The 22195-nt window shown below is 54.3% G+C and carries 23 protein-coding genes; 7 read left to right on the top strand and 16 right to left on the bottom strand.

Annotated features, from left to right (window positions below; all coding sequences use genetic code 11):
• Positions 1-73: 73 nt before the first annotated feature.
• Positions 74-949, top strand: coding sequence for a translation elongation factor Ts (tsf, locus tag ACR0CW_RS07790; protein ID WP_480787356.1), 876 nt, complete (start codon positions 74-76; stop codon positions 947-949).
• Between the two features lie 385 nt (positions 950-1334).
• Here tsf and ACR0CW_RS07795 read toward each other — a convergent pair whose 3' ends face one another.
• The 3 genes from ACR0CW_RS07795 to ACR0CW_RS07805 all read right to left on the bottom strand — a co-directional run bounded on the left by ACR0CW_RS07795 (position 1335) and on the right by ACR0CW_RS07805 (position 3663).
• Complete coding sequence (locus tag ACR0CW_RS07795; protein WP_155143180.1) at positions 1335-2090, bottom strand: autoinducer binding domain-containing protein; 756 nt, start codon at positions 2088-2090, stop codon at positions 1335-1337.
• Entirely contained in the window at positions 2087-2536 is a 450-nt protein-coding gene (gene aroQ / locus ACR0CW_RS07800; RefSeq protein ID WP_480787357.1) for a type II 3-dehydroquinate dehydratase, read from the bottom strand. The genes ACR0CW_RS07795 and aroQ overlap by 4 nt, the downstream gene beginning before the upstream one ends.
• A 128-nt stretch (positions 2537-2664) precedes the next feature.
• Positions 2665-3663, bottom strand: a complete 999-nt coding sequence (locus tag ACR0CW_RS07805) for an NADPH:quinone oxidoreductase family protein (RefSeq protein ID WP_480787358.1) — start codon at positions 3661-3663, stop codon at positions 2665-2667.
• Positions 3664-3832: 169 nt separating this feature from the next.
• Here ACR0CW_RS07805 and ACR0CW_RS07810 point away from each other — a divergent pair, with 169 nt between their 5' ends.
• Genes ACR0CW_RS07810 through ACR0CW_RS07820 form a run of 3 tightly spaced genes read left to right on the top strand, consistent with a single transcriptional unit; the run spans position 3833 to position 6477 of the window.
• A complete protein-coding gene (locus tag ACR0CW_RS07810; protein ID WP_155143177.1) occupies positions 3833-4651 on the top strand; it encodes an SDR family NAD(P)-dependent oxidoreductase in 819 nt (272 codons plus the stop codon).
• Positions 4648-5667: a phosphotransferase family protein gene (locus tag ACR0CW_RS07815; RefSeq protein WP_480787359.1), complete on the top strand. Its 1020-nt coding sequence runs from the start codon at positions 4648-4650 to the stop codon at positions 5665-5667. Before ACR0CW_RS07810 ends, ACR0CW_RS07815 begins: the two co-directional genes overlap by 4 nt.
• A gap of 12 nt (positions 5668-5679) precedes the next feature.
• Positions 5680-6477 (top strand): IclR family transcriptional regulator, encoded by a 798-nt coding sequence (locus tag ACR0CW_RS07820; protein WP_480787360.1) that lies wholly within the window; start codon positions 5680-5682, stop codon positions 6475-6477.
• Between the two features lie 3 nt (positions 6478-6480).
• Here the strand turns inward: ACR0CW_RS07820 and ACR0CW_RS07825 are convergent, their stop codons facing one another.
• Complete coding sequence (locus tag ACR0CW_RS07825) at positions 6481-7086, bottom strand: DsbA family protein (protein WP_480787361.1); 606 nt, start codon at positions 7084-7086, stop codon at positions 6481-6483.
• A gap of 248 nt (positions 7087-7334) precedes the next feature.
• On the opposite strand from ACR0CW_RS07825, the gene ACR0CW_RS07830 reads away from it, so the two are divergent.
• Complete coding sequence (locus ACR0CW_RS07830) at positions 7335-8510, top strand: serine hydrolase domain-containing protein (RefSeq protein WP_480787465.1); 1176 nt, start codon at positions 7335-7337, stop codon at positions 8508-8510.
• 49 nt (positions 8511-8559) lie between these two features.
• Positions 8560-9429 carry an acyl-CoA thioesterase gene (locus ACR0CW_RS07835; protein WP_480740762.1) on the top strand — a complete coding sequence of 290 codons (870 nt, stop codon included), beginning with the start codon at positions 8560-8562 and terminating at the stop codon, positions 9427-9429.
• On the opposite strand, the gene ACR0CW_RS07840 is transcribed toward ACR0CW_RS07835, so the two are convergent.
• Positions 9426-10193, bottom strand: coding sequence for an SDR family oxidoreductase (locus ACR0CW_RS07840; RefSeq protein ID WP_480787362.1), 768 nt, complete (start codon positions 10191-10193; stop codon positions 9426-9428). The two genes, ACR0CW_RS07835 and ACR0CW_RS07840, sit on opposite strands and share 4 nt — an antisense overlap.
• A 131-nt stretch (positions 10194-10324) precedes the next feature.
• The gene (locus ACR0CW_RS07845; protein ID WP_480740766.1) at positions 10325-11554 is read right to left on the bottom strand and encodes an acyl-CoA dehydrogenase; all 1230 of its coding nucleotides are present in this window, start codon (positions 11552-11554) and stop codon (positions 10325-10327) included.
• 95 nt (positions 11555-11649) lie between these two features.
• On the opposite strand from ACR0CW_RS07845, the gene ACR0CW_RS07850 reads away from it, so the two are divergent.
• Complete coding sequence (locus ACR0CW_RS07850; RefSeq protein ID WP_480787363.1) at positions 11650-12561, top strand: LysR family transcriptional regulator; 912 nt, start codon at positions 11650-11652, stop codon at positions 12559-12561.
• Between the two features lie 2 nt (positions 12562-12563).
• Here the strand turns inward: ACR0CW_RS07850 and phoB are convergent, their stop codons facing one another.
• The 10 genes from phoB to ACR0CW_RS07900 form a co-directional block, all read right to left on the bottom strand.
• Positions 12564-13253 (bottom strand): phosphate regulon transcriptional regulator PhoB, encoded by a 690-nt coding sequence (gene phoB, locus ACR0CW_RS07855; protein WP_155143169.1) that lies wholly within the window; start codon positions 13251-13253, stop codon positions 12564-12566.
• An 11-nt stretch (positions 13254-13264) separates the two neighbouring features.
• Positions 13265-13966, bottom strand: a complete 702-nt coding sequence (gene phoU, locus ACR0CW_RS07860; RefSeq protein WP_155143168.1) for a phosphate signaling complex protein PhoU — start codon at positions 13964-13966, stop codon at positions 13265-13267.
• A 16-nt stretch (positions 13967-13982) separates the two neighbouring features.
• Positions 13983-14780 (bottom strand): phosphate ABC transporter ATP-binding protein PstB, encoded by a 798-nt coding sequence (gene pstB / locus ACR0CW_RS07865; protein WP_155143167.1) that lies wholly within the window; start codon positions 14778-14780, stop codon positions 13983-13985.
• Between the two features lie 12 nt (positions 14781-14792).
• Complete coding sequence (gene pstA / locus ACR0CW_RS07870) at positions 14793-16154, bottom strand: phosphate ABC transporter permease PstA (protein ID WP_480787364.1); 1362 nt, start codon at positions 16152-16154, stop codon at positions 14793-14795.
• Positions 16151-17623 (bottom strand): phosphate ABC transporter permease subunit PstC, encoded by a 1473-nt coding sequence (gene pstC, locus ACR0CW_RS07875; RefSeq protein WP_480787365.1) that lies wholly within the window; start codon positions 17621-17623, stop codon positions 16151-16153. Before pstC ends, pstA begins: the two co-directional genes overlap by 4 nt.
• 83 nt (positions 17624-17706) lie before the next feature.
• Positions 17707-18762, bottom strand: a complete 1056-nt coding sequence (locus ACR0CW_RS07880; protein ID WP_155143164.1) for a substrate-binding domain-containing protein — start codon at positions 18760-18762, stop codon at positions 17707-17709.
• Between the two features lie 184 nt (positions 18763-18946).
• Positions 18947-19993 carry a sensor histidine kinase gene (locus tag ACR0CW_RS07885; protein WP_480787366.1) on the bottom strand — a complete coding sequence of 349 codons (1047 nt, stop codon included), beginning with the start codon at positions 19991-19993 and terminating at the stop codon, positions 18947-18949.
• Positions 19994-20018: 25 nt separating this feature from the next.
• On the bottom strand, positions 20019-20543 hold the full coding sequence (locus ACR0CW_RS07890) for a gamma carbonic anhydrase family protein (protein WP_480787367.1): 525 nt from the start codon (positions 20541-20543) through the stop codon (positions 20019-20021).
• Positions 20540-21181 (bottom strand): guanylate kinase, encoded by a 642-nt coding sequence (gmk, locus tag ACR0CW_RS07895; protein ID WP_155143161.1) that lies wholly within the window; start codon positions 21179-21181, stop codon positions 20540-20542. The genes ACR0CW_RS07890 and gmk overlap by 4 nt, the downstream gene beginning before the upstream one ends.
• A gap of 18 nt (positions 21182-21199) precedes the next feature.
• A complete protein-coding gene (locus ACR0CW_RS07900) occupies positions 21200-22090 on the bottom strand; it encodes a YicC/YloC family endoribonuclease (protein WP_480787368.1) in 891 nt (296 codons plus the stop codon).
• Between the last annotated feature and the right edge of the window lie 105 nt (positions 22091-22195).

Raw genomic sequence — 22195 nt, forward strand, 5'->3', positions numbered from 1 at the left:
GCCCGTCACGTAAATGACATATGGGGCAGGGTAGACCTGCCCCAATTCCGTTTGAATTGAGGAGAGCCAAAAGATGGCAATCACAGCAGCAATGGTTAAAGAACTGCGCGACTCGACCGGCGCAGGCATGATGGACGCAAAAAAAGCGCTGACCGAAACTGGCGGCAACATGGACGAAGCCGTTGATTGGCTGCGCACCAAAGGTCTGGCCAAAGCGGCTAAAAAATCGGGCCGTACCGCAGCTGAAGGTCTGGTTGCAGTCCACGTCGACGGTGGCAACGGTGTTGCTGTTGAAGTGAACTCGGAAACCGACTTCGTTGCGAAAAACTCTGAGTTTCAGGAAATGGTCGGCAAGATTGCATACGCAGCTGAAGGCGTCGACAATGTCGAAGCTCTGCTGGCGGCCGATCTGGGCGGCAAGAGCGTTGCTGACACCCTGACCGACAAAATCGCGACCATCGGTGAAAACATGTCGGTTCGCCGCATGGCCAAACTGTCGGGCGACACCGTTGTTTCCTATGTCCACAACGCAGCCACCAATGGCATGGGTAAAATCGGCGTTCTGGTGGCTCTGTCGGGTGGTGACGAAACCATCGGCAAGCAGGTTGCGATGCACATCGCAGCTGTGAACCCTGCTGCTCTGTCCGAAGCGGATATGGATCCGGCTGTTGTCGAGAAAGAAAAGCAGGTTCAGATGGACATCGCCCGCGAATCCGGCAAGCCGGAGCAGGTGATCGAAAAGATGATCGAAGGCCGTATGAAAAAATTCGTCGCGGAATCGACACTGCTGAACCAAGCGTTTGTTGTGAACCCTGACCTGACCGTTGAAGCAGCGGCCAAAGAAGCAGGCGCAACCATCACCGGTTTCGTCCGTCTGGAAGTTGGCGAAGGCATCGTAGTCGAAAAAGAAGACTTCGCAGCCGAAGTTGCCAAGGCAGCTCAGGGCTAAGCCCGCGATTTCACGGGCGACCGTGATCGAAAAAGAGCCGGTTACGCCCAAGCGTAGCCGGCTTTTTTATGTCCAAGGAAAAGCCTGAACAAAAAAAGCGCCCAAAAGGCGCAGCTTGAGAACAATCATAATTTGGATTGAGGGGCCCCGCATGATGGGGATGGTCGAGGCCCCCCAAAATTTCCGACACAGGTACGCGGACGAATAGGCGCCCCTTTGTCAGAGCGATCGGAGAGCTCTGGAATTGCAAAGATCCGATCAAATGTTCCCTGGCTAAAGCCACCACTCACGGAACAGTATCACTTTGCAATTTTACGCCCAGATTCGAAAAGTCATGATTTCCTTACCTAAGGTAAATTGACGCGGATTAGCGCCGATTTTACTCTCAGGCTTCCATGACGAATATCTGGTTCTGAAGCGATGCCTTCAGTACAGCCTGAGCCGTTGTTTCGACTGACAGAGCCTCACGAGCGAGGCGAAGGTGCTTTTCAACTGTGGCCGATGTGAGCCCCATCAACAGGGCGATATCCTGCGTGGTCTTACCATCACCAACCCATTGCAGGGCTTCTTTCTGACGTTTTGTCAAAGCGCGATTGGGCGCGTTATAGGGCAGGGTCAGAATCTTGAGATGCACGACATTGTTCATAAGCAGGATGTCGTCACCATGCTCCTCCCAGAGCGCATCCAGATCATCCTGCGTTCGGCCACTACTGTCCGACAGTGAGATCGCACCCTTTGAACGTACCGAGACCGAGTTGAAGCTGACGGTATAGCCGACAGTAACGCCTTTGGACTTGTTGTAATCAAAAACTTTGCGTTCTGCTGGCGTCATTACACCGCTGGACATCATCTCATGGATCATGCTCCAGCTGGCAGCACCTTCGTGGTTCAACGCCCATTTCAACATCGGAGCGTTAAAGTATAGGCCATCTTTCAGGAAACCCTCCAGATACCCTTCGCCATGATTGGTCAGTATCACAAAGTCTTCGGGATCACCCAGCGACGTTTCTGTCCGGTACTGTGTATAGCCGTAGAGCAGGCGGTCGAAACCGTATCCCGCCATCTGACGACAATGCCCATCCCAAAGCTCTTCAAGCGTCGTGGAATAACTTACGAAGTTCAGATATTCATGAAGGTTCATCCGCTGCCCCCATCACTTAGATGAGCTGCCAACGCATCAAGGGCCAGCACATACCCCTTGGCCCCAAAGCCACAGATCTGTCCGATGGCTACTGGTGCGATGTAGGATTTGTGGCGAAATGCTTCGCGCGCGTGGATGTTGGAAAGATGAACTTCAACAACCGGCACTTCGGCTGAAGAAATAGCATCCATCAGCGCCACAGATGTATGCGTGAAAGCTCCGGCATTCAGCACGATCCCGGCCTGCACACCACGAGCGGCATGTATCGCATCGATCAATGCGCCTTCGTGATTTGACTGTATATGCGATACAGTCAGCCCAATCGAGTTGCCGTGCGAAACGCACAGGTCTTCGATCATCTTGAGTGTCGTGTGGCCATAAACCTCAGGCTGCCGCGTTCCTAGCAGGTTGAGATTCGGGCCATTCAAAACCAGAACGTTGTGCATTATCTCACTATCCCCATACTTTCTCTTAAACGCGAAAAGGTGGGGCTGTCCACCAGCATTGCTCTTATGAGGCGAGCATTGGTGAATCTCTGTGACCAGTCTTGGCGGGAGAGCTGAAAGATTGTTGGTCAATCGCCCATTGTGACAACAACCTTTCCGAGAACAGATCGCTGCGTCAGCAAGTCTAACGCCTCAGCCGCCTTATCCAGCGGATAACTTGCGCTGATCCGAGGCTTTATCTTTTCGTCCAGGTACATCTGAAACAGCTCGCCTATGTTTTCGGCGTGGCCCTGAGGGTCGCGAAAAACTGCAGCTCCCCAAAAGACCCCTACGATCTGACATCCTTTGAGCAGAGGCAAATTCAGGGGGATGCTGGGAATGCCTGCGGGAAAACCAACCACCAAATACCGACCATTCCACGCCATGCTGCGCAGCGCTGGTTCAGCATACTCACCCCCGACGGCATCATAGATCACGTCGACACCTTCACCACCGGAAAGCCGCTTGATCTCCGCTGACAAAGCCTTCTGTGCGTCCCTGTCGAGCTTTCGCGGATAGATGATCGTTTCATCAGCGCCAATTTCGCGACAAAACTTGGCCTTGTCCTCCGAAGAGACCGCAGCGATTACACGTGCGCCCATGGTTTTCCCAAGCTCAATCGCTGCAGACCCAACGCCACCGGCGGCCCCGAGTACCAGCAGCGTTTCTCCGGGTTTCAACGCCGCCCGGTCTTTCAGGGCGTGGTAGGAGGTGCCGTACGTGAAGATAAAGCAGGCGGCATCTTTAAACGGCATCGTCTCGGGAAACTTGATCGCCGAAGATGCATTGATGCACAGATGCGTTGAAAATCCGCCATGGCCGGTTAGCGCCAGAACGCGATCACCCACCTGGAAACCTTCAACCCCAGATCCGGTTGCGATGACCTCACCCGAAACCTCACCACCCGGCGCAAACGGGCGAGGTGGCTTCATCTGATAAAGGTCTTGAATAATCAGTGTGTCCGGGAAATTGACGCCTGCTGCCCGCACTCTGATCAACAACTCGTTCTTTTTCGGCTCCGGATCGGACATTGTGGTCAATTCAAGAGTCTCGGGGCCTCCTGGCGCGACGCTGAGTAATGCTTGCATTTGAGTCTCTCGTAATTGCCTCTGTTAAGCACAGAAAGTTGAACCACCCGCATGTGTTGTCAAGAATTTAGCGAAATGTAATTCTGCACAGCGAAACAGCCTCGGTTTGAGAGGTTGTGTTTATGTAAGAACGGGCAACACAGAGCAGTCGATTAGAAAAGGACACCCTATGACCCCTGAACAACTCTTTTCCCTGCAGGGTAAGACTGCACTGGTCACCGGCGGTGCAACAGGTATCGGGCGCATGGCCGCCGAGGCGCTGGTGCGAGCAGGCGCAAGAGTGTTGATCGCGTCGCGAAAGGGAGACTCCTGTGAGGCTGTGGCGGCAGAATTGAACGCACTTGATGCCGAGGGAACTGCAGAGGGTTTTGCAGGAGATATCAGTACAGAAGAAGGTATTGACGCGCTGGTATCTGAAATCAAAAACCGGACGGAACGCCTTGATATTCTGATGAATAATGCTGGCATAAGTTGGGGGGCTCCGCTGGGTCAATTTCCCTATCATGCCTGGGAAAAAGTCATGTCGGTCAATGTCGCCGGTATCTTTGACCTAACGCAAAAGCTGCTGCCTATCTTGATGAAATCAGGATCCGGCGACGATCCTGCGCGCGTGGTTAATGTTGCGTCAGTTATGGGTGAAGTTCCTATGGGAGATGGGGCCTACAGCTATTCGGCTTCGAAGGCGGCAGTCATCCACCTTACAAGGATCATGGCCAAGGAACTTGCCCCGTACAACGTTACGGTTAATGCGCTGGCCCCCGGACCATTTGTCTCGCGGATGACCGCCTTCGCAACAGCAGACGAAGAAAAGAGGGAGAAGGTAGGCAAATCCGTGCCGCTGGGCAGAGTAGGCCGCGACGAAGACATCGCGGGCTGTTTGTTGTTCCTTTGCGGCCGCGGTGGCAGCTACGTGACCGGTTCGGTGATCCCTGTCTCTGGCGGTATCAACGTGGTAACGGGCGGCAATATTTTTGCCGACGCGCTATGAGCACCGATACGTTGGATATCGATGCTGTCGACGCCTATTTGGCAAATCACCTGGACGGTCATCGCGGCCCGCTGGAGGCTACTAAGTTTGCGGTGGGGCAATCTAACCCCACCTTTGAGTTAAAAACTCCAGATAAAAGCTTTGTTTTAAGGCGAAAACCGCCTGGTGTCTTGTTGAAATCGGCTCATGCTATTGACCGTGAGTTTCGTGTGCAGAGCGCTCTTGCAGGCAGCAAGGTGCCGGTGCCCAAGATGTATCTGCTATGCGAAGATGACGACATCATTGGATCCGCCTTTTATGTAATGGAACATTTGCAGGGGCGAACCTTTCTAGAGCCGACGATGAAAGGCGAATCCAACGAAACCAGAACCGCAATACTGGACGAAATGAACCGGGTTCTGGCCGAGCTTCATATGGTCGATATCGATGCGGTTGGATTGTCTGACTATGGACCGACGGGAAACTACTTTGAACGTCAGATTGCGCGTTGGACCAAACAGTACCGGGCTTCGGAAACCAACGAGATTGCAGATATGGACGCCCTGATTTCTGCATTGGAAGCCTCGATTCCGGAAGATGATGGTCAGAGAACTCTGGTGCATGGTGACTACAGGATCGACAACCTGATGTTCGAGCGTGACGGCAGCCGTTGTATCGGGGTTCTGGACTGGGAACTGTCGACGATCGGCCATCCATATGCCGATTTGGCTGCTGTCATCATGCAATGGCAAATGCCACCGGGTAGAGAGGGACGGGGGCTTGCCGGTATCGATCGCGATAACCTTGGCCTTCCAGCGGACCAAGCCTTTATCGCCAGATATTGCGAGCGTCGCGGGATATCCGGTATAGAAAACTTCGGCTTTTATCTTGCTTTCAACTTCTTTCGTATGGCGGGCATCCTGCAAGGGGTTTACAAGCGCGCACTCGATGGGAATGCATCTGATCCTGCGCGTGCGCAGGCCTTTGGCGCCTATGTTCCTGTCTTTGCACAACATGGGTTGTCAGCATTGAAGTGATCGGAAACGCGTATGGCCACAGATGATCTAGCCGAACCCGGTCAAGGGGAAAAAGACAGGAACTTTGTCACTTCGCTGGCGCGTGGCCTGCAAATTCTGCGTTGTTTTCGCCATGGTGAGGCAGCTTTAACCAATACCGATTTCTCTGATCGAACAGGTTTACCGAAACCCACGATTTCTCGATTGACCCACACACTCTGCCAACTTGGCTATTTGGTTCAGGATCATCCCGGGGGCTCATACAGGCTTGGGGCAGGGGTTCTGAGGCTGGGTTTCAGCGTCTTGGCCGGAACGGATATTTGTGAGCGTGCTACGGACGTGTTGCGCGATCTAAGAAGCGGAGCGAACCCCTATCTTACAGTCGCACTGGGTGAAGCCCACCGCGCCGAAGTGATCTATGTGGCGGTAAACCGATCGACCGAGAATGTTGCGCTAACCATGCATGTCGGATCACGCCTGCCATTGTTCACCTCCGCAATGGGTCGCTCCATTCTGGTTGGAATGCCCCAAGACCGCCAAGAGGCAGCAATCGAAGCTGCAAAACAAGATCTCGGCTTGGGCAAGGTTCAACTGCAAGATTCGATAAAAACTGCGCAAGATGAATATGATAGACATGGGTATTGCACCGGATACTCACTCTGGCGCGACGATGTTCACGCCATCTCTGTTCCAGTTCCTTCACCGCAAGATGACAGGTTCTTCGGCCTGAATATCGGTGGGCCTAGTTTCTATGTCACACCGGAAGAACTGGAAAGTGAACACGCTGAAAGATTGAAGTCTGCAGCGCACGAATTGGGGATGCGGCCTTAGCGCCTACTTGTCTAGCGAAAGCTCAAGGTCCAGATTCCCCAGGCTGTTCTTTCCAAAGAACATCTCGGGCCCGACGAACATGCTGGGTACGCCAAACACACCACTCCTCACCGCTGCCTTGGTTTGCTCTTTCAACTTCTGTTTGATGTCGGCGCTCGAGATCGCTTCACGGATCTTTCTTATAGGAAGACCATTTTCCTGAAGAACATCAGACAAAACGTTAAGGTCATCGATCTTTTGGCCATGCACCCAAATTGCGTCAAAAATGGCGTCTATGTATTTGTTTTCCCATGGTTTACCCATCGCAAACACGGCACCTCGCATCGCGAATTTTGTGTTCAGCGGGAAATGTGGGCTCATGTGAAAGCTAATTCCGCGACGTCGCGCGAAACGGTGTAGATCATGCGTCAGGTAAGCCGATTTTTGTCGGTTCTCCGCAAATGCCTGAAAGGGGCTCTGGTTATTCGTCGCCTTAAAAACAATGCTTAGTAGTATCGGAACATTCCGCAGATCGGCAGAGCGGCGACTGATCAGATCCGGTAGTACCTTGTGCGCAAGAAACGCATTGGGACTACTAAAATCATACATAAAATCAACACTATGCGGCATGATCTTACTCCGAATTAGAACTTTGATGCGGGGAAAAACAAAAAACCTGCGAATCTTTACCTGTTTCAGTTTAGCAGCGTCACTGTGCAAACGCCGATACTGCTTTGGCTTTTCAGGCAAACTCTTTCATTTTTGTCTGTCGTTTCACCGGACAAGGCGGCAAGATCACCTCAGATAAAGGCATTGAGCAGGTAGGGATCGTGACAGCAAATTTTGATACAGCACGATTGGATCGCATTCGTGATTGGATGCAAGGCTATGTAGACCAAAGAAAATACGCAGGCAGTTCAATATTGCTGCACCAGGGTGGACGAGAAGCTTTTTTTCACACCTGTGGGCAGCGCAGCGTCGAGAACAATCTACCATTCAAGCGGGACACCCTGGTCCGAATATACTCGATGACCAAACCAATAACATCTGTCGCATTGATGATGCTGGCAGAGCGCGGATTGTTCCATCTAGAAGCACCCGTTTCAGAGTTCATCCCAGAATTTCGGAACATGCAGGCCTTGGTCCCAAATGCTGAGCGCATTGATCAAACCGAAGATACTCCGACCCCCACGCTGCACCAGTTACTCACCCATACCAGCGGTTTAAGCTATCCATTCAACCCCGGCATATTGCCAGCGGCAATGGATGAGCTGGACCTGATTTTTGGGCCAAACCAAGGGCACTTGGCAGACAAAGTCAAAGAGTTGGCGCAACTCCCGCTCGCATTTAAACCGGGAACTCAATGGGAATATTCGGTCGGGATTGATGTAATCGGGCGTGTGATCGAAATCGTATCGGGACAAACGCTGGATCAGTTCTTCGCAGAACAAATATTTGCGCCATTGGGGATGCACGAGACTGCCTTTTCCGTACCCTCAGGGGCAGGGGATCGATTTGCCTCGCTCTACACCCCGCTAGAAGGTGACGCGATGGCCCTGAATGCGGCTAAAAGCGGTGGGGAAACCTTGCGTCTGACGGATCAGCCCGGTCAATCACCGTTCAAGAATGCCTCAACATTTTCCGGTGGCGGAGGATTGGTCGGAACGATCGACGACTATGCCAGATTTGCCGAGATGCTACGAAACAAAGGAGCATTCAACGGCAACAGACTACTGGGTTCAAAGACCGTCGACTTCATGATGCGCAATCACTTACCCGGTGACATCGCATCAATGGGGCCGCAAAGCTTTGCTGAACAACCTATGGAAGGCATGGGCTTTGGTTTGGCCGGCGCCGTGGTTCTTGACCCAGCACGTGCCCGCACACCCGGCTCAGTTGGCGACTTTAGTTGGGGTGGAATGGCCTCAACTTTCTTCTGGATTGACCGTGAGAACGATTTCACTTGTGTGTTCTTCACCCAACTTTCGCCGTCCAGCTCCTACCCGTCGCGATCAGAACTCAAAGGGCTTGTCCTTGGGGCATTGATTGAATGAGGGCCGTAGGGCTGCTACCCGATGGCAAAACCAAACCGGAGAGTCGGATATGACTGAAGCCGAACGCATTCTGCTGGACCTGTTGAACATTGAACGCCTTGAGGTCGATCTGTTTCGCGGCACCGGATCGGGCGGTGAGACGCCAATGCGCATATTTGGCGGTCAGGTGATAGCACAGGCATTGGCGGCAGCGTATCGGACCGTTGAGGATCGTTTGTGTCACTCGCTACATGCTTATTTCATAAGGCCCGGCGATCCAGAGATTCCGGTTATATATCAAGTTGATCGGGCACGAGATGGAGGTTCATTTACGACCCGTCGCGTTGTTGCCATTCAACACGGAAAGCAAATCCTGAATATGTCGGCGTCCTTTCACATTCAGGATGACGGCTGGGATCACCAGCACAAAATGCCGGACGTGGAACCGCCGGAAAAGCACGCCACGCGGGATGAGTTAAGGCAAAGATATCTGCCTCGCGTCCCTGAGAGGCTACGCACGGAATTCCTACGTGAACGTCCGATTGACGTACGAGAAATTGAGCCGCTGGACCTATTTCAACCAGAGAAAGCAGATGATCATAACCATATCTGGTTCCGGATGCAGGCCGCCGATCAAGCAAGCCAAGTGACGCAACACCTTTTGTTGGCATATGCATCGGATATGAGCCTGCTGAGTTCGGGCATGCGTCCGCATGGGCTCAGCTGGTTTACCGGTGAAATCAATGGCGCAAGCCTCGATCACGCGATGTGGTTCCACGCGCCAGTTCAGTTTCAGGACTGGCATTTGTATTCGATGGAGTCGCCGTGGACGGGGCAGGGACGTAGCTTTAACCGCGGGTCGATCTATTCCCAGGATGGCACTCTTGTCGCGTCGGTGGCACAGGAAGGGCTGTTGCGCAAACCACAAAAACGATCTTAGGTTTCACCGACAAACTGTTGATTTAGCTTCCGCATTCCGCCTAACCATCGATCATAGTCGGCTGTTTTCAAACGCATGTAATCGAGTACCTGCGGATGCGGCAAGACAAGGAAGCGCTCTTCAGCGATTGCTTCTACACAGGCCTGCGCCACATCTTCGGGCTCAAGCATTCCGTCGATTGCGGCAACCGAATTTTCGTGTCCGCGCGTCATCTCGGACCGGACAGCCTGCGGACATAGTACCGAAACGCGTATACCTTGATTGCCGTAAGTCAGAGAAAGCCACTCGGCAAAACCAACGGCTGCGTGTTTGGTGACCCCATATGGAGCAGCGCCAGGTTGGTTCAACAAGCCAGCAGCTGATGCAGTTGTCAGGATATAGCCGTGACCACGCTCAACCATCCTTGGCACTAGGTGACGTGCAACCCACACATGCGACATGACATTGATTTTCCAGATCCGGTCCCAATCTTCATCCGGCACCTCAAGCCCGCCAAGAGTCAGAATTCCTGCATTGGCACAAAAGAGGTCGATTGGCCCGAGTGTGCTTTCGACGGCTTCGATCAACGCCTGGATGTCATCTTCACTGGATACATCGCATTTGATGGCTTTGCCCTTGATCGCATCAGCGACTGCTTGAGCTTCGGGTAAATTCAGATCTGCACAAACGATACGTGCACCTTCGCGGGCGAACCGCTCAGCCAGTCCTTTGCCAATACCACCGGCAGCTCCGGTAATGACAATTACTTTATCCTTAAGTTCCATCTGGGGGTCCGCTGTATCTGTTTCAATTCACAGCGTAACATCTTGTAAAAACACCGCCAATGCGAAGATTGGCAGTGTTCATAGGGTATATTTTTTACATAATACAGATTACACGATATCTATTATATGGTTCAATAGAACGCCTGCAGCCCGGTTTGTGCCCGCCCTAGTATCAACGCATGAACGTCATGCGTCCCTTCATAGGTGTTTACAGTTTCCAGATTGATCATGTGCCGCACGACCTGGAATTCCAGCGAAATTCCGTTGCCACCATGCATGTCACGCGCCATCCGAGCGATATCCAGTGCCTTGCCGCAATTGTTGCGCTTTACGATCGAAATCATCTCTGGTGCTGCTTCGGCCTGATCTAACAGACGGCCAACACGCAAGCTGGCCTGAAGACCAAGTGCGATCTCGGTCTGCATATCAGCCAGTTTGCGCTGGAACAGCTGCGTTTGCGCCAAAGGACGATTGAACTGTTTCCGATCCAGCCCGTATTGGCGAGCTGCATGCCAGCAGCACTCAGCTGATCCCATCACACCCCAGCTGATCCCATAACGCGCACGGTTGAGGCAACCAAATGGTCCTTTGAGGCCCTGAACGTGCGGCAGCAAGGCGCCCTCGTCTACCTCAACGCCATCCATCACGATTTCACCGGTGATCGATGCGCGCAGGCTCAGCTTGTTCTGAATCTTTGGCGTACTGAGGCCTTTCATGCCTTTCTCCAACACAAAGCCTCGGATTTTACCGTCATGTGCATCAGATTTCGCCCAGACCACAAACACGTCCGCAATCGGTGAGTTGGAAATCCACATCTTGCTACCGGTCAGACGGTAACCGCCATCAATCTTTTCTGCGCGTGTCTTCATGCCAGCGGGATCAGATCCGGCGTCAGGCTCAGTCAAACCAAAACAGCCGATCCATTCGCCACTTGCAAGCTTTGGAAGATACTTCCTGCGCTGTTCCTCACTGCCGTAGGCATAGATCGGATACATCACCAATGAGCTTTGAACTGACATCATCGAACGATAACCAGAATCCACGCGCTCGACCTCACGAGCAACCAGCCCATAGGTTACGTAGCCCGCGCCAATCCCACCGTATTCCTCAGGAATAGTAGTCCCTAACAGGCCCATTTCGCCCATTTCGCGGAAGATTCCGGGATCAGTTTCTTCATTCTCAAACGCCTTGGTAACGCGCGGCTGTAGCTTCTCTTGCGCATACGCACGTGCACTATCGGCGATCAGACGTTCGTCCTCATTCAACTGATCGGACAAACGGAATGGATCGTCCCAAGTAAAGTTACCAAGGTCCGGAGCATCTTTTGCGCGAAGGACAGGTTTTGTTTCTGGGGCGTTCATCTTGCAGCTCCTTAAATCTGTTTGCCGCACCCTACCCTGACAAAACCGCAAAAAACAGCGAGACATTTGCATGTTTCCATGAGTATATCGCATACATGGAAACCACCCGACGCCTATTCCCGTCAATCTCTTCGCTCCGTGCGCTTGAAGCACTGGACCGCCTTGGATCAGCTTCTGCGGCGGCTGACGAACTTGCGCTTACTCAAAGTGCAGTCAGCCGCCAGTTGCAAACACTGGAAAATCAATTGGGTGTGGAACTGATCAGCCGGGACAGAAAACGCCTATCACTGACGCCGGCTGCACAGGAATACGTCGCCGAAATTCGGCAGGGATTGAACCACATAGCACAGGCTTCGCTGAAACTTCACGTTGCGCCAGTTGGGGGTACCCTGAACCTGGCCATCCTACCGACTTTCGGTATGCGTTGGCTTGTACCACGCTTACCTGACTTCGCGCGCCTGCATCCTGATATCACAATCAACATGTCAACGCGCCTGCGGCCATTTAACTTTACCGCAGAACCATTTGATGCAGCACTACATTTTGGCGAACCTGACTGGCCGGGAACAGAGCGTCTGCTGCTTAGCGTCGAACGCGTCCTACCAGTTTGCTCGCCTTCCTTGCTACCGACCGGGCGACTTCGTTCACCCGCTGATCTTCTGAAACTGCCATTGTTGCACATACAGACCCGCCCGGCAGCCTGGCAGGAATGGTTTCGTCAAATGGGCGTTCACCATCCGGATGCCCTGCCCGGCACCGTTCATGATCAGTTTACAACCATCAATCAGGCTGCGTTGCATGGCCTTGGTGTCGCGCTGCTACCGAACTATTTGATCGAGCAGGATCTGGCGACAGGCAAACTGATTGCCGTCTTTCCAGATGCCGTCGATACCATGGGCGCATATTATCTGGTTTGGCCCAAATCCAAATCCAATGACCCGTCTTTGCGAGAGTTCCGGCACTGGCTTGCTTCTCAGGCACAGACCGAGGAAACGCTGCCGCGATAGGCTTAGCCCAAGGCGTATCCAGCGCCTCGAACTGTGCGTACGGGATCCTCGCCACCGTGCTGTGTGAGTGCTTTCCGCAGACGCCCGATGTGGACATCCACAGTGCGGGTATCGACATAGATGTCCCTGCCCCACACCCGATCCAGCAGTTGCTCTCGGCTCCAGACCCGGCCAGGTTTTTCCATGAACGTACTCAGCAGCCGAAACTCTGTGGGACCAAGTTTCAGAGGCTTGTTGCCACGGCTGACCTTATGGGTTTCCGAGTCGAGGATGATGTCATCGAACTCCAGCCGGATACCAACCGTCGCCGGACGTACCCGGCGCAACTGAGTCCGGACGCGAGCCATAAGTTCGACCACCGAATACGGCTTGACCACATAGTCGTCTGCGCCCGTTTCCAAGCCGCGAACCTTGTCCACCTCTTCACTGCGGGCTGACAGCATGATGATGGGGATCGAGCGTGTATCCGGACGCGTTTTCAGGCGCCGGCAAACCTCGATCCCGCTGAGATTGGGCATCATCCAGTCCAGAACAATGATGTCCGGGCTGTCTTCATCCACAAGCAGCATGGCTTCGTCGCCGCTGGCCGCTTTGGAAACGCGGAAGCCTTCGGCCTCAAGATTGTAGGCCAGCACTTCGCGCTGAGCCAATTCATCCTCTACAACCAGAACTGTTGGCTGATCAGCGGACATTGTCTTGTCTCCTAGGCGGTTTGCGACGTGGTATCGGCTTTGGGCCGCGCCTCGGTCGGGCGCTCACCTGTCACCAGGTACACGACCTGCTCGGCAATTGCCGTGACATGGTCACCCATGCGCTCGATGTTCTTGGCGATAAAATGCAGGTGCATACACGAAGAGATGTTGCGCGGATCTTCCGCCATAAAGGTCAGGAACTCGCGGAACAGACCATTGTACATCTGGTCGACTTCTTCATCACGCTCGATCACATCGGTGGCCAGCTCGGCATCACGCTGGATGTACGCATCCAGAGCGTCACGCAGCATAACCTCAACCTCTCGTGCCATGCGGCGCAAGGCGGCAGCGCTGCCGTTAATCTCGCCGGCATTGACCAGAACCGTAGTCCGCTTGGCGATGTTTTTGGAATAGTCGCCAATACGTTCCAGGTTGGCCGAAACCTTCAGCACCGAAAGAACCAACCGCAAGTCACCCGCTGTGGGGGCCCGCAATGCGATCAGGCGCGCGGTTTCTTCGTTGATAACGTCTTCCAACGCGTCAATGGCCTTGTCGCCCTGACGTACTTCTTGCGCCAGTTCTTCGTCACGTGTTTCCAGTGAGCGCGCAGCGCCCATAATCGCAGCCTCGACCAGACCACCCATTTTCATGATGTGTGCCTGAATGGCTTCGAGATCCCGGTCGAATGCGGATGCAATATGTTGTTCGGTCATATCTGAATACCTGTGTTCAGCCGATACGGCCTGTAATGTAGCTTTCCGTGCGAGGATCGACCGGATTTGTGAAGATCTGACCGGTTTCGCCAAACTCGACCAGATTGCCCAAGTGGAAGAACGCGGTTTTTTGGCTGACGCGCGCGGCCTGCTGCATCGAGTGGGTCACGATCACCACCGAGTAGCGTTCGCGCAGTTCATCAATCAGTTCTTCGACCTGAGCGGTTGCGATCGGATCAAGCGCTGAGCATGGCTCGTCCATGAGCAGAACTTCGGGCGCGGTTGCCACGGCGCGTGCGATGCAAAGACGTTGCTGCTGACCACCGGACAATCCGGTTCCCGGAGCGTCGAGGCGATCCTTTACCTCATCCCAGATCGCACCTCGGCGCAGAGATTTTTCAACGATCTCATCCAGTTCCGCCTTGTTCTTGGCAAGGCCATGAATGCGCGGACCATAGGCTACATTGTCGTAAATCGACTTCGGAAACGGGTTTGGCTTTTGGAATACCATGCCAACCTTCGCCCGCAACTGCACCGGGTCAACTCGCTTGTCATAGATATCCTCACCATCCAGCAGGATATCCCCTTTGACACGGCAGATGTCGATGGTGTCATTCATCCGGTTCAGACAACGCAGGAACGTTGACTTGCCGCAGCCCGAAGGACCGATGAAGGCGGTAACCGTCTTGTCTTCGATTTCCACGTCTACATCTTTGATGGCGTGGGTATCGCCATAGTAGACCTGAACGTTCTTCGCGGCGATCTTAATATCTTTGGAGTCCACAGTTCTCTCCACTCGTGACATGTCGTTCATTTTAGCCTCCACTTACCAGCGGCGTTCGAAGCGGCGGCGCAGGATGACCGCAATCGTGTTCATTGTGACGAGGAAGATCAACAAAATGATGATGCCCCCCCATGCGCGTTCATAAAAGGCCGGGTCGGCACGCTTGGACCATTCGTATATCTGCGCCGGCATGGCCGAGTTTGGCGACAGGAAGCCTGCAACGATGCCATCGGGCGGGTTCGAGGCGATAAAGCCCACCATCCCGATCAGCAACAGCGGAGCGGTTTCCCCCAACGCTTGCGCCAGACCAATGATGGTACCGGTCAGAATACCGGGCGCGGCCAGCGGCAGAACATGGTGGAAAACGGCCTGCATTTTCGAGGCTCCTACCCCAAGCGCCGCATCTCTGATCGACGGCGGAACCGCCTTGAGCGACGCACGGGTCGAGATGATGATCGTCGGCAAGGTCATCAGCGTCAGCACCAGACCACCGACCAGCGGCGCGGACGTCGGCAGGTGCATGTAGTTGATGAATACGGCCAGACCCAGAATACCGAATACGATGGACGGCACAGCAGCCAGGTTCGAGATGTTGACCTCGATGATGTCCGTCAGGCGGTTCTGCGGCGCAAATTCCTCAAGGTAGATCGAGGCCGCAACGCCAATCGGCAACGCCAGCGCCAGAACCACAAACATCATGAACAGCGAACCCAGCATGGACACACCGATCCCCGCAGCCTCGGGCCGTTGGTCGGAGGCATCAGCACCAAGGATAAAGTCTGGGTTGAAAGCCTTGTACAGAACACCGGCATCCCGCAACTGATCAACGAAATCAAGTTGTTCGACCGAGATACTCTTGTCGTTCGCGATCGACTCGCGAGTTACGCGGCCTTTCATGTAGCCATCAACGCGGCTGTTCGTCAGAAAACGGAAGCTGACCGTCTTGCCGATCTCATCAGGGTTGGCGATGACGTAGTTCCGCAACTCAGCTTGGGCTGCTTTGGATAGGATTTTGCCCATGTCTTTGGCCGACAAATCGGTCTGAATACCAAGTTTTGCAACTTCGGATTCCAGTGCAGAGGCGATCAGAGGCGCATAACCGAAGGTCGAAACCTTTTTGATGTCCTCGATGTTGCGATTGCCTTTCTTGTCCAGCTTGTCAGCTTTCAGGTCGACATCCAGTTCAAGATAGGTTTGCTGAAAGGCCCCGGTGCCAGCGGTCACGATGTTCGTCACCAGCACGATCAGCATCAGCAGCCCGATACCGATGGCGGCGATACCGTACATCTTGAATCGGCTTTCAGCCGCGTTACGCCGCTTAGTGCGCGCGTCCTTTTCGAACAGCGAACCACTCTTAGGTTTAGCGGTCGGAGCAGCGCCAGGTGTTTGGGAAATATCGGTCATTCGTACTGCTCCCGGTATTTGCGTACGATGTAGAGGGCGAAGATGTTCAGCCCCAGCGTGATGATGAACAGGGTCAGACCCAGCGCAAATGCGACCAGCGTTTCGGGGCTGGCAAAGTCAGTGTCCCCGGTCAACTGGCTCACGATCCGCGTCGTGATTGTGGTCATAGCCTCGAACGGGTTGCCCGAGAACTTGGCAATTGCTCCAGCAGCCATAACAACGATCATGGTTTCACCGATGGCGCGGCTGGCGGCCAGCAGAACCGCTCCGACGATACCCGGCAGCGCTGCTGGCAGGATTACACTACGCACGGTTTCGGAATGGGTTGCGCCAAGACCCAGCGAACCATCGCGCATGGATTGTGGCACGGCGTTGATGATATCATCCGACAGAGATGACACAAACGGGATCAGCATGATCCCCATCACCAGCCCGGCGGTCAGAACTGCGTTGGAACTGGCCATCCAGCTGACGCCCAGCGTGCCGCCTTGGCCAAACATCGACACGAGTGCCGGACCAACGGTCAGCAACGCGAAAAGACCATAAACGATGGTCGGGATACCGGCGAGAATTTCAAGTAAGGGCTTGGCGATAGACCGTGTCGCGCCCGATGCATATTCGGAAAGGTAAATCGCGGCAAAGAGGCCGATCGGCACGGCCACCAGCAATGCGATTACCGAGATATACAGTGTCCCCCACAGCAGTGGCAGGATCGACAGCTCACTGCCTCCGCGGAAGTTCGGGGCCCAGGTGCTGCCGAAGAAGAAGTCCTTCCACGAATGCAGCTGGAAAAAGTTCATGGTCTCAAACAGCATCGACAAAACAATGCCGACCGTGGTCAGGATCGCGATTGACGCGGCCAGCAGTAACAGCGCCAGAACGCCCTGCTCGACCACATTGCGGGCCCGGAACTCCTTGTGCGTACGCACATAAGCAAAGGCCGCACCAAGCAGCGCCAGAGCCAGTACGACGACTTGCATCGCAACCTTGCCGGTTGATGTCATGCTGCGGAACTTTTGCGCCGCCACCAAAATGGGCTGCGTAATATCCTGTGTCAGAACCTGTCCTGCATCTTTCAGCGTTTTGGTCAGGGTCTCGATATCTGCGCTGCCGTCCTGCGCCTGTGTTTCGGTCATTGCACCGCTCGCAACGGCACCTTCCAGACCATAAGCCACACGGCGCACCTCGCTCATGACCAAGCCGCGATCTGAACCTTCGGGGATCGCCTGATCAGGAATAAGGCCGGATACTGTGCTGTTCACGATCATCGGCTGCACCAAGAGCCAGATGATCAACACGCCCAAAGCCGGAACCAGTGCTGTTAGCGCAACGTTGTAGCCATAGTAGGATGGCAGAGAGTGCAAATCGCGGGTGTCACCTCCCACACTTGCCAGAGCGCGGGATCGACCCGCAAAGTATCCAATCACTGCCAGCGCAAGCAGGATAAGCAACAGCCAGGATAACGCCATGAGAACTCCGTAGGAATGGCAGACTTGGAGTCAAAAAGAACCGGGGCGCGCATAAATCGCCCCGGTTCCGTTAGCAAGGGTGATTAGGAACCGCCGCCCAGAACGGTTTCGTTGGCAACAGCTTCCTGTACCTTGACCAGCTCAGGGTCAGATACCAGGCCGTATTCTGCCAGCGGACCATCGGGGCCAGCGATCTCGTCAGCGACGAAGAACTCGGCATATTCTTTCAGGCCGGGGATCACGCCGATGTGGGCTTTCTTCACGTAGAAGAACAGCGGGCGCGAAACCGGGTATTCACCCGAAGCAATGGATTCGGTCGAAGGAACAACGTCCGACATGGTCGCAACCTGCAGCTTGTCGGTGTTGTTCTCATAGAACGCCAGACCAAAGACGCCGATGCCGTCCTTGTTGCTGTCGATGCGGGCCAGAGTTTCAGTGTAGTCGCCGTCGATGTCGACCGAAACGCCGTCGGTGCGCAGAGCGATACAGGCTTTCTCAGCCGCTTTCTTCTTGGCTTTGTCGCTGTCGCCTTCTGCAGCTGCGAGATAGGCGTCAAAGTCACCCAGATGCTCACAACCAGCCAGGATCACTTTGTCTTCGAACACTTCACGGGTGCCGTGCTTGGTGCCCGGGATGAATGCTGCGATAGGCTGCGCCGGGAACGCAGGGTTCACGTCGGCCCAGGTTTTGTTCGGGTTGTCGACCAGTTGGCCGTCAACAACGATCTGAGCGGACAGAGCTTTGTACCAGTCTTCCGGGGTGAACTCGAACGAGTTGCCATTGATGTCGGATGCGAAAACGATGCCGTCATAACCGATCTGAACTTCGATGATGTCGGTTACGCCGTTTTCGGCACAAGCTTTGATTTCTTTTTCACGGATAGCGCGCGAGGCGTTTGCAACGTCGATGGTGTTTTCGCCAACACCTTCGCAGAAACGCTTCAGGCCTGCCGAAGAACCACCCGATTCAACAACCGGTGTCGGGAAGTCAAAGTTCTCACCGAAGGCTTCAGCAACGATCGACGCGTAGGGCAGAACGGTCGAGGAACCAGCAACCTGTACTTGGTCACGAGCAGCAGCAGCGGTGGCCGATACGGCAGCGATAGCAAGCGCCGAAGCCGACAGTTTCACAAAGGACATCTCAGTCTCCTTGGTAATGATATACATTGATCACCCCCATGATGATCTTGTCGGCACCCCTAAGTACCGCGCGTAAGCCTTTTGTGACACATACGTAACGGTTTTATGACAACTCACGAATTTCTTAGGTTTTCTTAACTTGACGACGGGTAAGGTGATCGGCGAACGGATCAAAACCTGTCCTTCAGCGTGGCAAAATCACTGTAAAGACTGAACCTTTCCCAAGATCGCTTTCCACGCGAAGTCGCCCGCGGTGACGATTCACAATATGCTTCACGATCGCCAGCCCAAGCCCGGTCCCACCCAGTTCTCGGGATCTGTGACTGTCAGCACGGTAGAATCGCTCGGTCAACCTGGGCAGATGCACCGCATCGATGCCCGGTCCCTTGTCCACTATCTGGACCCGAACAGCAGGTCCGCGCATTGCAGCATCGCGTTCAGAAATAGTCACCAACACGTCAACACTGCCGCCGCTACCACCATACTTGATCGCATTCTCAATCAGATTGGTAAAAACCTGACGCAGTTGATCGCTGTCACCAACCAGTGAAATCGGCGCATCCGGCGCGTTCAACTTCAAGACAACTCCGGCATCATCAGCCAGAGGGCGCAGTGAATTGAGGGTCGATTCCAGCAGACCTGTAAGCTCCAGCTGCTCTTTCGGTCGAACCCGCTCTTCGCTTTCGACGCGGTTCAATGACAGCAAATCACCAACCAGCCTGTTCATCCGGTTGGCTTCGTCGTTCATGATCTGAAGAAATCGCTCACGTGCGTTGACGTCCTCTCGGGCAGGGCCACGCAGAGTTTCGATAAAGCCCATCAATGCGGTCAGAGGGGTACGCAACTCATGGCTGACATTTGCGACAAAATCCCGCCGCATCTGGCTTGCCTGCTCAAGGTGCGTGACGTCCTGAAACGTCGCCAGCACCGCACCACCTTCAACGGCACCAACCCCTTTCATATACCGGCACTGAATCTCAAACGTTGTGTCCTGAGCACCATCATTCGACAGATGCCGCGCTTTGGCAGTGCCTTTAGAGCGCAGGCTTTGCTCAATTGCGTCGATTACCTGAGGTTGGCGAAGAATTGTCGCAAAATGACGGCCAACGATATTCTGGCCCAGCAGTGTCCTTGAATCAGTGTTGGTGGCAATAATCCGTTCAGTCTGATCAACCATCAGAGCAGGCATCGGAATGGCCGAGACGACTTCGTTCAACAGATCGCCGGTCATGGATCAATCCTCTGAGATGGCTTGCTCATGTGACGGGTTTGAGAGTGTCCCGAAACTTGCGCATGTTGTCCTGATAGTGCAGCGCACTGAACGTAATGCGCTGGGCGGCGGCCTCATCAAGCTGCCTGACGACCTTACCCGGCGACCCCATGACCAAGGAGTTGTCAGGGATTTCCTTACCTTCTGTTATCAGAGCCCCGGCCCCGATCAGGCAGTTCTTACCGATCTTTGCACCGTTCAGTACGATAGCGCCCATACCGATCAGAGTATTGTCGCCAATCGTGCAGCCATGCAGCATGACCTTATGCCCAATGGTGCAGTTCTTACCGATGGTCAACGGAAACCCGGCATCGATATGCATAACGCAGTTTTCCTGAACGTTGCTGCCTTCCCCGACACGAATTTCCTCATGATCAGCGCGGATCGTGCAGCCAAACCAGACCGAAGCCCCCTGCTCCATCACGACTTTGCCGACAAGGTTCGCATCTGGCGCGACCCAAGTATCTTCGTGGATCTGAGGGGCATGCTCACCAAGCGCATAAACAGTCATGACAGGGCCTCGAACTCATTTTGCAGTGCACGAACGTGATTTTGCAGGTCCGGTTGTTGAATCCGGCGCATCCGCTCAGCACTCACGATGGTTTTTAGTTTGGCTTCGGTAGCATCCAGATCATCATTGATCAGTACGTAGTCATAGTAGCCCCAGTGACTGATCTCGTCCCAGCTTTTGAGCATGCGCTTTGAAATCACATCTTCGCTGTCTTGTCCGCGCGTTTCCAGCCGACGGCGAAGCTCGCGGATCGATGGGGGCAAGATGAAGATCGACAACGCGTGTTTGCCAAGCTCCGAATTGCGGATTTGGACCTCACCTTGCCAATCGACATCGAACAAGACGTCCCTACCGCTGGTGATTGATGAGCGCACGGGACCGGCTGGTGAGCCGTAAAAATTGCCGAACACATGGGCGTGTTCCAGCATCTGTCCGTCAGCAACCTGCTGTTTGAACTCATCCTCACTCAGGAAATAATACTCGCGGCCGTGTTCCTCTCCCGGACGCGGAGCCCGGGTGGTGGCCGAAACCGAGAACTCAAGCTCAGGGTCCCATTTCATCAACCTTTTGGCCAGGGTGGATTTCCCAGCGCCCGAGGGTGAAGACAGAATGATAAGTAGGCCTCGGCGATCCGCCATCGTTAGTCTTTCCCGTATTTATTCAACGTTCTGCACTTGTTCGCGCAACTGATCTATGACCGCTTTGAGCTCCAACCCCACCGCAGTCAGTTCGGCATTCTGAGATTTGGAACACAAGGTATTGGCCTCTCGATTGAACTCCTGCATTAGGAAATCCAGCTTTCGTCCAACCGGCCCCTCTTGCGACAGCAAAGCACGTGCCGCGGTTACATGCGTCGCCAGACGATCAATTTCTTCAGTGATGTCAGCCTTGACAGCGATCAGGGCCAGTTCCTGCGCAACACGATCCGGATCAACGCCCTGCGCGTTTTCCAGCACGCGCGCGAGGTTGTCGCGCAGCGTTTCTGCCATCAGGTCTTTGCGCTTTTCGGCCAGCGCGGCGGCTTGGCTGGTCAGTTCGGAAATGAGATCCAGTTGTCCGTTCAGAACAGTCGACAACGCCTTACCTTCGGTTTGACGCATATCCAGAAAGGCTGCCAGCAGACCACCAAACTCTGACTTCAACTCCTGAACCAAAGGTGCTGGGTCATCCAGTTCACCGCCCGAGTCCAACATACCTTTGATGGCAATCAGTTCAGCCGCCGAGGGTTGGCTCAGTTCCACGCTATGTTCTTCAGCCATTACTTGCGTCTGCACCAACGCCCTTAAAGCTGCAGTCATCGCTGCTTCGTTGAGTTTAAGCTCTGTCGCTGTTTCTTCTCTGCTCAGCCGCAGGGACAAAGTCACGTTACCCCGGCTCAGCGACTTCGACATCTCCGCCCGCAACGCTGTCTCAAGCCCGGTCAGCCATTCAGGGACACGCAACCGCATGTCCAGCCCCTTGCCGTTCACACTGCGCAGTTCCCAGGTCCAACTGTGAGGTCCGAACTCTCCTTTGCCCGAGGCGAACCCGGTCATGGATCTGATCATGACTGCCCTTTCCTTTTTTGCCTGCGACACGCTTGCTTGCCGCACCTAATGCCATCCGGGGCGATAGGGCAAGACTCACTGTCGCTGCAATTCATCACCAGAAGT

Source organism: Ruegeria sp. CH6, assembly GCF_056537005.1.